The organism is Micromonospora inaquosa, from assembly GCF_003857055.1.
GTDB lineage: Bacteria > Actinomycetota > Actinomycetes > Mycobacteriales > Micromonosporaceae > Micromonospora > Micromonospora inaquosa.
Map to the genome: position 1 here is coordinate 137,847 of NZ_QGSZ01000217.1, position 14,563 is coordinate 152,409.

The window sequence follows — 14,563 nt, forward strand, 5'->3', positions numbered from 1 at the left end:
GCAGCGTCGGGGCCGGCTCGGGGGATGCCGCCAGCCGCCTGGCCCGGCACCCCCAGGCCATGCGCCACGTCGAGACCCGGGCGATATCGGGGTGCTTGAGATCGTGGAGCAGGGGGTACCGAAAGCTATGCCGAGAGTGGGGCAAGTCGTCGGAGACCGCTACCGTCTGGTCGAGAGCATCGCCAGCGGTGGCATGGGTGACGTGTGGCGGGCGGTCGACGAGACCCTGAACCGCTGCGTGGCGGTCAAGATGCTGCAACCTCGGCTGGTCACCGACGCAGGCTTCGGCGAGCGATTCCGCCGCGAGGCGCGGGCCATGGCGGCCCTGCGCCACCCCGGCGTCGCCCAGGTCTACGACTACGGTGAGGTGTTCCGGTCCGGAGCGCCGGTCCTCGCCTACATCGTCATGGAATGTGTGCAGGGGCAGCCCCTGTCGGAGCGGCTCGCCGAGGTCGGCCGACTGGGTGTGGCCGAGACGATGTCGATCGCCGCGCAGACCGCTCATGCCCTGCAGGCCGCGCACGACGCCGGCATCGTCCACCGCGACGTCAAACCCAGCAATCTGATCATCGAGCCGGACGGGCACGTCGTACTCGTTGACTTCGGCGTGGCGATGACGCAGGAGGCGGCGAGCCTGACCGCGGCGAACCAGGTCGTCGGCACCGCTCTCTACATGGCACCCGAGCAGGTAGCCAAGAACGAGACCACCCCGGCGATCGACATCTACGCACTCGGGGCTGTCGTCTATCACTGTCTCACCGGGGGCCCGCCGCACCAGGGTGAGAACGCTGTCGCGGTGGCGCTGCGGCATCTCGAGGTGGAACCGGCGCCGCTGCCCGAAGACGTACCGGCCGCGGTCCGGCGGTTGGTCGCCACCGCGATGGCCAAGGAGCCGGCTCGCCGCTTCCCGACGGCCGCGGCCATGGCCGCGGCGGCGCAGACACTCGCCGACCCGTCCGAGCGGGTGTCACGGGCCGTCCCCGCAGCGACCACGACCAGGGTGCGGACCGAGCACCTTGCTCGGCGGTCCGCACTCGGCGCTACGGTGCGTCGGGCGGTCACCCCTGGGCCGCAGGCGCTCGCTGTGCTTCTCGGATCGTTGGCCGCCGCGGCTGCCGTCCTGGTGTTCGTCGATCCCATCGGGATGATGCCGGGCCCGACCGGGCGACCGTCGACGCCTCCCGGGGCGCCATCCTCGGTGTCGCCGACGGCACCCTCGCAGCAGGAACCCGGCCTCGGTGTCGGCGGCGGTGAACCGGCCACCCGCCGTTCGGCGGGGGCGCCGGTGCGAGCGCCCGGATCTCCGACGGCCAGCCGTTCGGCGGGCGAGGGCGCGGCGGAACAAACGACACCGACCAGTGCGAGCACAGTGGACGAGCCCGAACCCAGCACGTCCGAAAGCCCTCCCGCTGGACCGACGACAGCCCCGACGGGCGGAACGTCGGCGTCACCGACGGTGGCACCGACCGAGGCACCACCGGCGGACGACACCGAGGAATCGTCGGTGGAGGAGGCGGCGGAATCGTCGGTGGGGGAGACGGCGACCGGAGGGGCCGCAGCGCCGCCGGTCTAGACGGCCAAGCGCCGGTGAGGCAGTCAGGAACGCCGAGGTGGACCGGGAGTTGACCCGTGACACACAGTCTGGCGTGGCGGCCGGAGCCGCCACGCCAGAGGTGGTGTCAGAAGCTGGTCAGGGTCAACTGGTACGGCAGCTGATCGTCGGCCAGGTCCAGTTGCCGTTGGCCATGACCGTGATGCCGAAGTTGTTGCCGTTGCCGTTCGGCCTGGCCGTCACCGTGCCGCTGGTGCCGCTGACGGAGGCGTTCCAGCTGTTCTGGATGCTCTGACCACCGTTGAGACCGAGGCTGACCACCCAGTTGTTGGTGCCGCTGACCGCGACATTGAGGTTGAACCGGTCACCCCACTGCTCGGCGGCGGAGATCGTCGCGTTGCAGTTTCCAGTCCCCGGGTTGCCGGTGGTGGGCGGGGTGGTCGGGTTGCCGCCGCCGCTGCCTTCCCGGACGGTGATGTCGGAACTTCCGCTGCTCTGGTAGCCCTCGGTGGCCATGATCTGGTAGCTGTGGTTGCTGCCGAGGTTCAGGCCGGCACGCGCCCAGGCGTCGAAGTGGTTGGCGGTGGTGATGGTGCCGCTCGAGCGCTTCTGCTGGCGGACGCTCCAGAACTGGTAGAACGTCTGGTTGCCGTCGATCGACGGGGCGTTGACCCGCTGGCTGCGGAGGATGTCGTAGGTGCCGCCGTCAGTGGTGACAGTGCCCATCCGCTGGGCACCGCTGCTCGGGTTGTAGCTGCCGAAGTTCTCCACCACGTAGTACTCGATGAGCGGGTTGCGCGTCCATCCGTACAGGGCGAGGTAGGTGTTGTTGTTGCCCGGGTTGTAGGTGCCCGAGTAGGTGACCGTCCGGCGGTTGCCGGTGGCCCAACCCTTGCCGCCGACCCAGTTGTTGGTGCTCCTGTCCCAACTGCTGGAGTAACGGCCGTCGGCGCGCAGCGTCATGCTGGCGTTGCCGCTGTCCTTCCAGAACGAGAAGAAGTACCCGTTGTGCGTGCCGGTGAGGCTCGACGTGAGGGTCCGGTCGGCCTCGGCGTACGCGTTGGTGGCCGTCATCGTGCCGGCGACGGCCAGGACGGCGGCGCATGCGGCGCCGACGAGCAACCGCAGGCGGCCGCGCCCTCTCGGTCTGGTGTGGGTGGTGTCGGTCATGGAACTGTTGCCTCCTCGTGACGGCTGGCGGGGGCCAGCGGCGGTACGCCTCGGCAGGCTGCCGGTGGTCGGGTAGCGGCCACGGCGTCGTACCGCGTGGTGGTGGGGCTGGTCGTCCTGCACGACGACCGGAGAAGTGGGTCGTGGTGGCTGGTGCTGACGACAATTGAGAGCCGTCGATGGCGACCGTATTGACCTGGCCGTCGGCTTGTCAACAATTTCCGGAAACAGGATGGCAACAACGTTGTCGTCGCTGGGCCGCATTCATCCAGGTCAGTAATCGATCAGATTTCAGCGAGGTCAGCGCGGGATCTCGACGGCGGATCAGGGCCGAGCGGAGTCCGGCGAAATTTCCGGAGACTTTCCGGATCACGTGTACACGGTGCGGGCAGCCGGCTCTTTGTGCGACCGGTCAGTGACGCCCGAGGGTGTTGAGCCGGGCGGCCTGACGGGTCAGGTGGTCGCGTTCGGCGAGGTTGGGGGCCTGCCGGGCGGCCTCGGCGTATAGCCGCGCCGCCGTTGCCAGATCGCCGTCGCGCTCGCGCAGGTACGCCGCCACCGCCGTGTACCGGGGCAGTGCGTCGTCCACCGCCGCGAGTGCCGTCAAGCCGGCCCGGGGGCCGTCGGCCTCACCGACCGCCACCGCGCGGTTGAGTCGAACGACCGGGTTCCCGGTCAGGCGCGCGAGTTCGTCGTACCACTCCACGATCTGCACCCAGTCGGTCTCCGCGGCGGTCGGCGCGTCCGCGTGCAGCGCCGCGATGGCCGCCTGGGCCTGGAACTCGCCCAGTTGGTCGCGGGCCAGGGCCGCTTGCAGGATCTCGACGCCCTCGGCGATCGACCGGGTGTCCCAGCGGCTGCGGTCCTGCTCGGCGAGCGGCACCAGGCTGCCGTCGGGCGCGGTCCGGGCGGCGCGCCGGGCGTGGTGCAACAGCATCAGGGCGAGCAACCCCGCCACCTCAGGGTGGTCGATCGCGGCCGCGAGCTGCCGGGTGAGCCGGATGGCCTCGGCGGCGAGGTCGACGGCACCGGAGTAGCCCTCGTTGAAGACCAGGTAGAGGACGCGCAGCACGGTGGCGACGTCACCGGGTCGGTCGAACCGCAACCCGGAGACGGTGCGCTTGGCCCGGCTGATGCGTTGCGCCATTGTCGCCTCGGGCACCAGGTAGGCGTGGGCGATCTGCCGGGTGGTCAGCCCGCCGACGACGCGCAGCGTGAGCGCGACCGCGGACGACGGCGTCAGCGACGGGTGGGCGCACAGGAAGTAGAGCTGGAGCGTGTCGTCCCCCGTGGGGGCCGGCCCTGGCGCCGGCTCGTCCTCGACGAGATCCTCGCGCCGACGGCGAGCGGCGTCGGCGCGGGCCGCGTCGAGGAATCGTCGCCACGCCACAGTGGTCAGCCAGCCCTTCGGGTCGCGCGGCGGGTCGGCCGGCCAGACCCGGACCGCCTCGACCAGGGCGTCCTGCACGGCGTCCTCGGCCGCCGCGAAGTCGATTCCGCGGCGGACGAGGATCCCGAGGACGCTCGGCGTGAGACTGCGCAGCAGCGTCTCGTCCATCGGAGCCGTCACTCCGTGATGGTAGGGGGCTCGCTCAGGAACGGGCGCAGCTCCAGCCACTCGTGGATCGGCTTCCCGCCTGCTCCGGGAGCGGCCGACAGCTCCCCGGCCAGCTCGACGGCCCGGTCGTGGCTGTCGACGTCGATCACCATCCAGCCGGCGATGAGATCCTTGGTCTCGGCGAACGGGCCGTCGGTGACCGGCGGGCGGCCCTCGCCGTCGTACCGGACCCACGCTCCCTCCGGGGCGAGCGCCTGACCGTCGACGAACTCGCCGGTGCCCTCGAGCCGGGTCGCGAAGTCGCGCATGTACTGCATGTGGGCCGAGATCTCCGCCGGCGTCCACTGGTCCATCGGCACGTCGTTCACCGTCGCCGGGGCGCCCCGGTAGTGCTTGAGCAGCAGGTACTTGGCCATCGTGATGCTCCTTGGTGCTGGCTGCGACCCATGGTGGTCACGTTCACTCCAGGGACGAAGCCGGTCGGCACTTCTCGACATGGCTGTCCGATTTTCTTCCTCCCGCAGGTTAACCTCGGGTGAATCGTCCGCCGTTGGGGTACCTCGGGTGGCCCAAAACTTGATTCGTTCCAAAATAGTGAGCTAGTGTTCATACCCGTGATGTCCGACTTCGAGGCGCAGCTGCGGGCTGTCTCGTTGCGCGTGACCCGGCCTCGGTTGGCGGTGCTCGCGGCGCTGCGCGAGCACCCGCACATCGGCACCGACGCGGTGATCGCGCTGGTCCGGGCGGACCATCCCACGGTCTCCCACCAGGCGGTGTACGACGTGCTCCGCGTGCTCACCGACGCCGGGCTGGTGCGGCGCATCCAGCCCGCCGGTGCGACCGCCCGCTACGAGTCCCGGGTCGCGGACAATCACCACCATGTCGTGTGCCGCTCCTGCGGCGCCATCGCCGACGTCGACTGCGCCGTCGGTCACACCCCCTGTCTCACCGCCTCGGGCGACCACGGCTTCGTGGTCGACGAGGCGGAGGTCGTCTACTGGGGCACCTGCCCCGACTGCGCGACCGAACGCACGCCCCAGAGATCCGCAAGCTCGGAAGGAAGCACATGAGCGACACCCAGGACAACGGCCCCACCAGTGCGCAGGGCGTGGACCAGAAGGCAGCGGCCGGCTGCCCGGTCGCGCACGACTCGGTGACCGCGCACGGCAGCGAGAGTGAGAACCCGGCGATCGACTCGCCGACCCCGAAGACCGGCGGTCGTCCGCGCAACAACCGGGACTGGTGGCCCAACCAGCTCGACCTCTCGGTGCTGCACGCCCACTCGGCCAAGGGCAACCCGCTGGGCGCGGACTTCAGCTACGCCAAGGAGTTCGCGAAGCTCGACGTCGAGGCCCTCAAGCGCGACATCGTCGAGGTGCTCACCACCTCGCAGGGCTGGTGGCCGGCCGACTTCGGCCACTACGGCGGCCTGATGATCCGGATGAGCTGGCATGCCTCCGGCACGTACCGCATCGAGGACGGTCGGGGCGGCGCCGGTGACGGTGGTCAGCGGTTCGCCCCGCTCAACAGCTGGCCGGACAACGCCAACCTGGACAAGGCCCGCCGGCTGCTCTGGCCGGTCAAGCAGAAGTACGGCCAGAAGATCTCCTGGGCCGACCTGCTCGTGCTCGCCGGCAACGTGGCCCTGGAGTCGATGGGCTTCAAGACCTTCGGCTTCGGCTTCGGCCGCGAGGACGTCTGGGAGCCCGAGGAGATCTTCTGGGGTCCGGAGGACACCTGGCTGGGCGACGAGCGCTACGCCTCCGAGAAGGAGATGGCGGCCGGCGTCGGCTCGACCGAGATGGGGCTCATCTACGTCAACCCGGAGGGCCCGCGCGGTAACGCGGACCCGGCCGCGGCGGCGCACTTCATCCGTGAGACCTTCCGCCGGATGGCGATGAACGACGAGGAGACCGTCGCCCTCATCGCCGGTGGTCACACCTTCGGTAAGACCCACGGTGCCGGCGTCGCCGCCACCCACGTGGGCCCGGAGCCCGAGGGTGCCCCGCTGGAGGCGCAGGGCCTGGGCTGGCTGAGCACCCACGGCAGCGGCAAGGCCGGCGACACGATCACCAGTGGTCTCGAGGTGACCTGGACCGACGTGCCGACGCAGTGGAGCAACCGCTTCTTCGAGATCCTCTTCGGCTACGAGTGGGAACTCTCCACCAGCCCGGGCGGTGCGAAGCAGTGGGTCGCCAAGGACGCCGAGGCGATCATCCCGGACCCCTTCGACCCGGCGAAGAAGCACAAGCCGACGATGCTCACGACCGACCTGTCGCTGCGCGTCGACCCGGCGTACGAGAAGATCTCCCGCCGCTTCCTGGAGAATCCCGACCAGTTCGCGCTGGCCTTCGCCAAGGCGTGGTACAAGCTGCTGCACCGCGACATGGGCCCGATCGAGCGCTTCCTCGGGCCGTGGGTGGCCGAGCCGCAGTTGTGGCAGGACCCGGTGCCGGCCGTCGACCACGAGCTGGTGGGCGACGAGGACGTCGCCGCCCTCAAGGCGAAGGTCCTGGAGTCCGGTCTCACTGTCGACCAGCTGGTCTCCACCGCCTGGGCCTCTGCCGCGAGCTTCCGGCACACCGACAAGCGTGGCGGCGCCAACGGGGCGCGCATTCGCCTTGAGCCGCAGCGCAGCTGGGAGGTCAACCAGCCCGAGCAGCTGGCGACCGTCCTGACCGCCCTTGAGGGCATCCAGCAGGAGTTCAACGCGGCCGGTGGGGCGAAGATCTCGCTCGCCGACCTGATCGTGCTGGCCGGTTCGGCCGCCGTGGAGAAGGCGGCGCGCGACGCCGGCGTCGAGGTGACCGTGCCGTTCCGGCCGGGCCGCACCGACGCCACCCCGGAGCAGACCGACACCGACTCCTTCCGGGTCCTGGAGCCGCGCGCGGACGGTTTCCGCAACTACCTGCGCGCTGGCGAGAAGACCCAGCCGGAGGTGCTGCTCATCGACCGTGCCTACATGCTCAACCTCAGCGCGCCCGAGATGACCGTCCTCGTCGGCGGCCTGCGTTCCCTCGGCGCGAACGTCGGCGGCAGCCAGCACGGTGTCCTCACCGACCGTCCGGGCGTGCTCACCAACGACTTCTTCGCCAACCTGCTCTCCCCGGGCACCCGGTGGAGCACGTCGAAGTCCGACGAGCACGTGTACGAGATCCGCGACCTCGCCACCGATGAGCTGAAGTGGACCGCCACCGCGGTCGACCTCATCTTCGGGTCCAACTCGCAGCTGCGCGCCCTCGCGGAGGTCTACGCCAGCCAGGACGCCCGCGGCAAGTTCGTGGCGGACTTCGTGGCCGCCTGGGCCAAGGTCATGGAGCTCGACCGGTTCGATCTCGCCTGACAGGTCCACCGACGAGCCCCGGCCGATCACCCTGTGATCGACCGGGGCTCGTCGCTCTTCACGTGCCGTTCGACGCGGCACCGGCACCGTCCACCTCGATGTCACTGTCGTGCCATTCCCTTTGCGGCAAATCCCATGGATGATTTTTTTGTCTTGATGATCAGCTGGCGAACGGGCCCATCCATGGCAAGGTGTTGACCTGCCCGGGTGGCGGGCGCGGACCTAGTCACGCAGGGAGTGAACGTGGGCCATCCCGACCTGCAGGCCGAGGCAGTGGATCAACACGCCGAAAGCCCTGCGATTCCCCGGCAGCGGGTGGCCCCCGGCCGACCGGCGGAGGCGAGCGCCGCTGACACCGACACCGCCTGGCGTCCGCTGCGGATCGCGATGATCGGCCAGAAGGGGATGCCGGCGACCTACGGCGGGATCGAACGGCACGTGGAGGAGATGGCCAGCCGGCTCGCCGGCTTCGGGCACGAGGTCACCGTCTACTGCCGCCGCAGCTACGGCGAGACACCCGCCGACGGCTACCGGGGCGTGCGGTTGCGCCAGACCCACACGATCGCGAGCAAGCACCTCGACGCCATCGTGCACGCGGCGACCTCGACCATGGCGGCGATGACCGCGCGGCCCGACATCGTGCACTACCACGGGCTCGGGCCGGCCCTGGTCGCACCGCTTCCGCGAGCCCTGTCCCGGGCGCGCGTGGTGCTGACCGTGCACGGACTGGACAACCAGCGGGGCAAGTGGGGGCTCGCCGCGCGGGCGGTGCTGGGCAGCGCGCACTGGTTCAGCGGGTACGTCCCGCACCAGCGGGTCGCTGTCTCCCAAGGGCTCGCCGCCCACTACAGCACCCGGTTCGGCCGTCCGACGACCTACATCCCGAACGGCGTGAACCCGGCCCGACCGGCCCGGACCCGGCAGATCCAGGACCGGTTCGGGTTGACCCCCGGCGGCTACCTGCTGCTGGTTGGTCGACTGGTTCCGGAGAAGGCGGCCGACCTGCTGATCCGGGCCTTCCGCCGCACCGAGACCCCGATGCGCCTGGCGATCGTCGGCGGGTCGTCGTTCACCGACGACTTCGTGGACCGGCTGCGCCGTGAGGCCGGGACGGACGACCGGATCGTCTTCACCGGGTTCGCCTACGGTGACCTGCTCGCCGAGCTGTACTCCGGTGCCGCCGGCTTCGTTCAACCGTCCCGGTTGGAGGGGTTGCCGTTGACGCTGCTGGAGGCCGCCGCGTACGGATTGCCGGTGGTCGCGAGCGACATCGCGCCGCACGTCGAGGTGCTGAACTCCGACGCCGCCGGAGGGCGGTTGTTCCGCGACGGGGACGAGGACGACCTGGTCCGGGCACTGACGTCGCTGCTCGCCGACCTGCCGGGTGAACGGGCCGGGGCCGTGGCGCTGGGCGAGCGGGTCACCAGCAGGTACAGCTGGGACACCGCCGCCCGCGAGTTGGAGCGGCTCTATCTGCGCCTGGCACCGGAGCCGGGCCGACGGTCCAGGGCACGACCCGCGGTGGCCGCCGACTGACGGGGTGTTCGCCGGGGGAGCGTGGCATCAGCCCCGCGGAGGACGGAACAGTCAGCGCAACGGCCCTTTCTCCCGTCGAGGTGACCGGGCTAGATTGAACCGATCTTGTGCCGGGAGGACATCGGTTGGCCGCGCCCGGCAGCGGCCGGGCAGCGCCGATTCAGTTCAGTGGGATCAGTGGAACAACACACGCAGCAGGTCACTCCGCTCATGACCAAGCGGCTCGACCCGACCCGCCTCCTCACCGGCGGCGCGGCGCTGGCCGCCGCGGTCGTGGCGGTGGTCGCGGGCGTCTCCATGGCGGCCGGTGACCGTAGAGGCATGGTGCTGCCACTCGCGGTGGTCGCGGGGATCGCGGTGGCCGTGCTCGCGCTGACCCGGTTCGCCGGGTACGTGCTGCTGATGCTCGCGGTGCGCTCCTGCGTCGACCTGTTCAAGCTGACCGGCCCGAGCGCCGGCCAGGCCAACTCCGCCGGAACGGCCCGGGCGGCGGACCCCTCCACCCTGCTCGCGGTGCTGTTCCTCCTCGCCGCCGGGCTCTGGCTGGCCGCACAGCTCAGCCGGCACGGGCGGCTGCGCGGTTCCCCGCTCAGCTGGGCCATGCTGCTCGTCGGCGCCAGCAGCGTGGTCAGCGCCCTCGGCGCCAGCCAACCGGCGAACAGCCTGTTGGAGGCGTTGCGGATCCTCACCGTGGTGGTGATGTTCGTGGTGTTGGAGCAGCTCATGCCGGACACCGCGGCGATCCGTCGGGTCCTTTTCGCCTGCTATGCCTCGCTGGTGCTGGCGCTGGGCTACACCGTCGTCCTGTCGCTGCTGGGCAACCCGCCGGCCGAGGTGAAGGGCGACTTCACCCGGATCAGCGGCACGTTCAGCCAGTCGACAACGTTCGGCCGCTACCTGATGTTCATGGTGATCTTCGGGTTCGCGGTGTACCGCTTCCTGAATCGTCGACTGCGGGCGACACTCGGTGTGCTGCTCGCGCTCTCGCTGCTGTTCCTGCTGCTCACCAACACCCGCAGCGCCCTGCTCGGCGCCGCGATCGGCCTGGTGGTGGTCGCGGTGTTGCATCGCAGCAAGCGGATGCTGGTCACCCTCTGCGTGGTGGCGGTCGCCGGGGTGGCCCTGGTGCCCGCCGTCGGCGAGCGGTTCGCCCAACTCGCCACATCGCGCGCGGCCGGCGGAGACCCGACCGGGAACACCCTGGAGTGGCGGATCGGCTACTGGACCGAGATCGTCACGCTGGCCGACCGGAACCCGGTGACCGGCATCGGGCCGAACATGACCCAGCGCGAGACCGACGAGGCGAAGAAGCCGCACAACGACTTCCTGCGGGCGTACGTGGAGACCGGGTTGCTGGGTCTCGGGGCGTACCTGCTGATGTTGACCGCCTTCCTGTACACCGCCCGGACCGCGCTGCGGCGGGCGCCTCCCGGCAGCTTCGAGCGTGGTGTCGCGGTCGGGTTCACCGGCTGCGCCGCCGCCTTCGTGGCGATCAGCGCCGCCTCCAACGTCATTTCCAACGTGGTCACCCTCTGGTACTTCGTCGCGTTCGCCGCGGCGGCCAGTGTGATCGCCCGCCAACCGGCTCCGCACCTGACCGGCGAGCAGCCACGTCGCACGTCCGTCCCGGTTTGACTGAACGACAGCATTGGGGAAAAAGTGGAGATCGTCGACTACCTGCGGGTCGCCCGGCGGCGCCTCTGGGTACTCGTGGGGGTGCCGGTGCTCGCCACCGGCGCCGCGGCGGCCATCGTTCTGTTCGCGCCACAGCAGTTCAGCGGGACCGCGTACGTGGCGGCGCCGGCGCTGGTGGGCGGCGCGGCCGGGACGCAGTACACCGGTACGCAGGCGGCGAACCAGTTCGTCGCGGCGTTCGGCGCGGCGGTCACCTCACCCCGGGTCCTCGCCGACGTGGCCGGTGACACCGGTGTGTCGCCGGAGCGGTTGCGCGACGGGCTCGCCATCAGCCAGGTCGGCGCGAGCAGCCAGTTGGAGGTGACGTACACCGCCGGTGACCGGGCGAAGGTCGCCCCGGTGCTGACCGCGACCACCACCCGGGCGCTGGCGTTCCTCTTCTCCTCCCAGGTCGGCATCGCCACCGGCGAGGTCGAGGCGGCCAACGCCGACGTCACCGCGGCGACCAGGGCGATCGGCGAGTGGGAGAAGGCGAACAAGGTCTCCCAGCCGGACCGGATCTACCAGGCGACGCTGAGCGAGTTGACCAGCCTGCGCCAGCAGCAACTCTCCATGCAGGCGGTCGGCAACGGCCGGGGCGCCGCCGCGGCGGCCGCCGCGATCACCACCGCCCAGAAGAAGCTGGACGAGTTGGGGCCGAAGCTCCCCGACTACCAGGCCCTGCTCGCCCAGCGGGACGCGGCGACCAACGCCCTGTCCCAGGCGCGGGAGGGGTTGCAGGCGGCGCGGGCGCAGGCCCAGGCCGCCGACCCGAAGCAGGTGACCAGCATCGGCGAGGCGCACGAGGTGAGCCGGATGGCGGAACTGGTGCGCACCGCCCTGCCGGTGGGCGGTGCGGGTCTGCTGCTCGGGGTGCTGCTGGTGGGCGTACTCGAACTGCTCTCCCGGGGTCGAGTCGCCGCCCGCCCGGTGGTCCCGGCCGCGCGCACCGCGGCCCCCTCGGCGCCGGCGGAGACCGTGACCGCGGCACGGCCGTGACCATCGAACGGGCCGCCGGGTGCGCGAGGTGACCGGCCGGCCGCCGGCCGCGCCGGAGGCCGGCGACCAGCAGGTACGCGGCATGGCCCGCGGCGGTGTGCTGAACCTGGCCAGCGCCGTGCTCAGCCAGGTGGCGCTCTTCCTGGTCATGCTGTTGCTGGCCCGGGCCCTGGGGGTACGCGAACTCGGCCGGTACGCACAGGTCTACGCCGTGCTGTCGCTGCTGGGGTTGCTCTCGCTCTCCGGTTTCCGGGCCGGGTTGACCCGGTTCGTGGCGGTGCATCTCGCCGACGACGAGCCGGCCGCCCTCCGGGGCGCGATCCGGCTCGGGGTCGGCATCTCGGCGGTAGCGTCCACAGTGATCGCTTTCGGTCTGGCGGTCGGCGCGCCGTGGCTCGCCGACGCCCTGCACGACCCGCAGCTCACCACCGGGCTGCGGTTGGTGGCGCTGTGCCTGCCCGCCGCCACGGTGTGCGAGGCCGCGCTCGCGGCCACCCGGGGTTGGCGCACGCAACGGGCCTACGCGCTCATCGGCCAGGTCTACGAGCCCGCCACCCGGCTGGTGCTCACCGCGCTGGCGCTCGCCCTCGGGGCGGGCCTGACCGGCGCGTTCTGGGCGCTGGTCGCGGCGAGCTGGAGCGCCGCCGCGTTGGCTCTCGTGGCGCTCGCCCGGATGCTGCGCCGGGTGCCCGCAGCCCGGCCCGCGTACCGGCCGGGCGAGCTGTTCCGGTTCTCCACCGTCAGCTGGGTCTCCTCGTTGTCGTCCACCGGGCTGATCTGGGTGGACGCGTTGCTGCTCGGCTTCTTCGACTACGGTCCCGACGCCATCGGTGTCTACCACGTGGCGACCCGGTTGGTCACGATCGCGGTGTTCGTGCTGGCACCGGTCAACGCCTCGTTCGGTCCGCACCTGGCGCACCTCTACCACCAGGGGCGACTGGACGAGGTGCGCCGCATCTACCGGGTCGCCACCGGTTGGGTGCTCCGGCTGTCGCTCCCGGCCTTCGTGGCGTTGCTGGTCTTCCCGGAGCAGTTGCTGCGCCTGGTCGGCGGGCCGGGACTGGCCGGCGGTGCGGCGGTGACCGTGGTGCTGGCGCTCGGCCAACTCGTGAACGCCGCCACCGGGCCCTGCGGCACGCTGCTGAACATGTCCGGGCGGGTCTCGGTCAACATGATGGACAATCTCGCCGCCCTGTTGCTCAACGTTCTGCTCAACCTGTGGCTCATCCCCGCGTACGGCATTCTCGGCGCGGCGGTGGCCTGGGCGGTCTCGTTGGCGGCGGTGAACATCGCCCGGGTCTGGCAGGTGCGTGCGCAGGTGCACACCGTGCCGGTGACGGCGGGCATGGTCAAGGGTCTGGTCGCCGCGCTGGTCGCGATGGGCGTCGGCTTCGGTGTGCGCTGGCTGGTCGAGGGCTGGACGGTGCAGCTCGTGGTCGGCCTGGCCGCGATCGCGGCGGCGTACCTCGCCGCGGTGCTCGCCCTCGGGCTCAGTCGGGAGGACGTGATGGTGCTGCGCTCGGTGACCCGCCGAGGTGGTCGCCGCGCCCCGGCCGAGCGGGCCGACGGTGCCGGTGTGGGTGCCGGCCGCACCGGGGTGCGCTCGTGACCGGCGTGGCGCGGCGGCAGGTCACCGACCGGCTGCGTCGGGGAGTACGCGCGGCGCGGGCGTGGGGGCGCGCGGCGAGGCCGGGCGACCCTGGGCCGTTGCCCGACTTTCTGGTGATCGGTGGGCAGCGCTGCGGCACCACGTCGCTGTACCACCACCTCGCCGCGCATCCCCAGGTCCAGGTGGCCAGCGGCAAGGAGTTGCAGTACTTCAGCGTCCACCACGCTCGGGGGGTGCGGTGGTACCGGGGGCACTTCCCGCGCCTCGCTCCCGGTGAGCGCACGTTCGAGGCGAGCCCCTACTACCTGTTCCACCCGAGCGTGCCGGCCCGGGTCGCGGCGACCCTGCCGCAGGCCCGCTTCGTCGCACTGCTGCGTGACCCGGTGCAGCGGGCGTACTCGCACTACCTGCACACCCGCTCGTACGGCGTCGAGCCGCTCTCCTTCGTCGACGCGCTGGACGCGGAGGAGGAGCGGCTGGCGCGGGCGACGGCGGGTGGCCCGGACAGCGCCGCCGCGCACCGGGCGTTGCGCAACTATTCGTACGCGGCCCGGGGCCGCTACGCCGAGCAGTTGGACCGGTGGTTCGCGCACATCCCCCGGGAGCGGATCCACCTGGCCCGCACCGAGGACCTCCAGGCCGACCCGGCCGGCACGTACGCCGACATCCTGCGCTTCCTCGGGTTGCCGGCCTTCACCCCCGAGGCGTTCACCCGGCACACCCGTCGCGTCGACCCGGGCCTCTCCGAGCTCACCCCGGCTCTGCGCGAGCGCCTGGGCGCGCACTTCGCGCCGCACAACGCCCGACTGGCGACCCTGCTCGGCTGGTCCGACCCCTGGCTCGGCTAGCGCACGGCGCCGGCCGGCGGCGGTGACCGTCGGTCGCCGCCGCCGGGGCGGACGCGCTAATAAGCGGTATACCGCTACTCGGCACATCGACATGCGGGCCAGCGAGCGCACGCTGGAGGTTGCGTAGGCGGTCAGCGGACGGCGGCGAGGATCCGGTCCACCGGCTGGTCGGCGCGGAGCAGGACGGGCACGTCGGTCACTGTGGTGCCGCCGCCGGCCACGCCCAGCGGGGAACCCCCCGCCCCGGCCCGCCCGCCCGGTGCCGCCGGTACGG

At 71.3% G+C, this 14,563-nt stretch carries 11 protein-coding genes; 8 read left to right on the forward strand and 3 right to left on the reverse strand.

Features of this window, described 5'->3' with window-relative positions; translation table 11 throughout:
* Positions 1 to 136 precede the first annotated feature (136 nt).
* On the forward strand, positions 137 to 1,573 hold the full coding sequence (locus DLJ59_RS17305; RefSeq protein ID WP_425271434.1) for a serine/threonine-protein kinase: 1,437 nt from the start codon (positions 137 to 139) through the stop codon (positions 1,571 to 1,573).
* A gap of 123 nt (positions 1,574 to 1,696) precedes the next feature.
* Here the strand turns inward: DLJ59_RS17305 and DLJ59_RS17310 are convergent, their stop codons facing one another.
* The 3 genes from DLJ59_RS17310 to DLJ59_RS17320 all read right to left on the reverse strand — a co-directional run bounded on the left by DLJ59_RS17310 (position 1,697) and on the right by DLJ59_RS17320 (position 4,696).
* Positions 1,697 to 2,722 carry a glycoside hydrolase family 11 protein gene (locus DLJ59_RS17310; RefSeq protein WP_124773671.1) on the reverse strand — a complete coding sequence of 342 codons (1,026 nt, stop codon included), beginning with the start codon at positions 2,720 to 2,722 and terminating at the stop codon, positions 1,697 to 1,699.
* Positions 2,723 to 3,134: 412 nt separating this feature from the next.
* A complete protein-coding gene (locus DLJ59_RS17315) occupies positions 3,135 to 4,280 on the reverse strand; it encodes an RNA polymerase sigma factor (RefSeq protein ID WP_124773684.1) in 1,146 nt (381 codons plus the stop codon).
* An 8-nt stretch (positions 4,281 to 4,288) separates the two neighbouring features.
* A complete protein-coding gene (locus DLJ59_RS17320; RefSeq protein WP_124773672.1) occupies positions 4,289 to 4,696 on the reverse strand; it encodes a YciI family protein in 408 nt (135 codons plus the stop codon).
* 198 nt (positions 4,697 to 4,894) lie between these two features.
* On the opposite strand from DLJ59_RS17320, the gene DLJ59_RS17325 reads away from it, so the two are divergent.
* From DLJ59_RS17325 to DLJ59_RS17355, 7 genes are all read left to right on the forward strand, one after another.
* Entirely contained in the window at positions 4,895 to 5,350 is a 456-nt protein-coding gene (locus tag DLJ59_RS17325; protein ID WP_279635761.1) for a Fur family transcriptional regulator, read from the forward strand.
* Positions 5,347 to 7,623: a catalase/peroxidase HPI gene (gene katG, locus DLJ59_RS17330; RefSeq protein ID WP_124773673.1), complete on the forward strand. Its 2,277-nt coding sequence runs from the start codon at positions 5,347 to 5,349 to the stop codon at positions 7,621 to 7,623. The genes DLJ59_RS17325 and katG overlap by 4 nt, the downstream gene beginning before the upstream one ends.
* A 243-nt stretch (positions 7,624 to 7,866) precedes the next feature.
* Positions 7,867 to 9,159, forward strand: a complete 1,293-nt coding sequence (locus DLJ59_RS17335; protein WP_124773674.1) for a glycosyltransferase family 4 protein — start codon at positions 7,867 to 7,869, stop codon at positions 9,157 to 9,159.
* 177 nt (positions 9,160 to 9,336) lie between these two features.
* Positions 9,337 to 10,794: an O-antigen ligase family protein gene (locus DLJ59_RS17340; RefSeq protein ID WP_124773675.1), complete on the forward strand. Its 1,458-nt coding sequence runs from the start codon at positions 9,337 to 9,339 to the stop codon at positions 10,792 to 10,794.
* 24 nt (positions 10,795 to 10,818) lie between these two features.
* Positions 10,819 to 11,832: a Wzz/FepE/Etk N-terminal domain-containing protein gene (locus DLJ59_RS17345; RefSeq protein WP_158630849.1), complete on the forward strand. Its 1,014-nt coding sequence runs from the start codon at positions 10,819 to 10,821 to the stop codon at positions 11,830 to 11,832.
* A gap of 28 nt (positions 11,833 to 11,860) precedes the next feature.
* Entirely contained in the window at positions 11,861 to 13,441 is a 1,581-nt protein-coding gene (locus tag DLJ59_RS17350; RefSeq protein ID WP_124773677.1) for an oligosaccharide flippase family protein, read from the forward strand.
* Positions 13,438 to 14,289 carry a sulfotransferase family protein gene (locus DLJ59_RS17355; protein ID WP_158630850.1) on the forward strand — a complete coding sequence of 284 codons (852 nt, stop codon included), beginning with the start codon at positions 13,438 to 13,440 and terminating at the stop codon, positions 14,287 to 14,289. The genes DLJ59_RS17350 and DLJ59_RS17355 overlap by 4 nt, the downstream gene beginning before the upstream one ends.
* Positions 14,290 to 14,563: the final 274 nt, after the last annotated feature.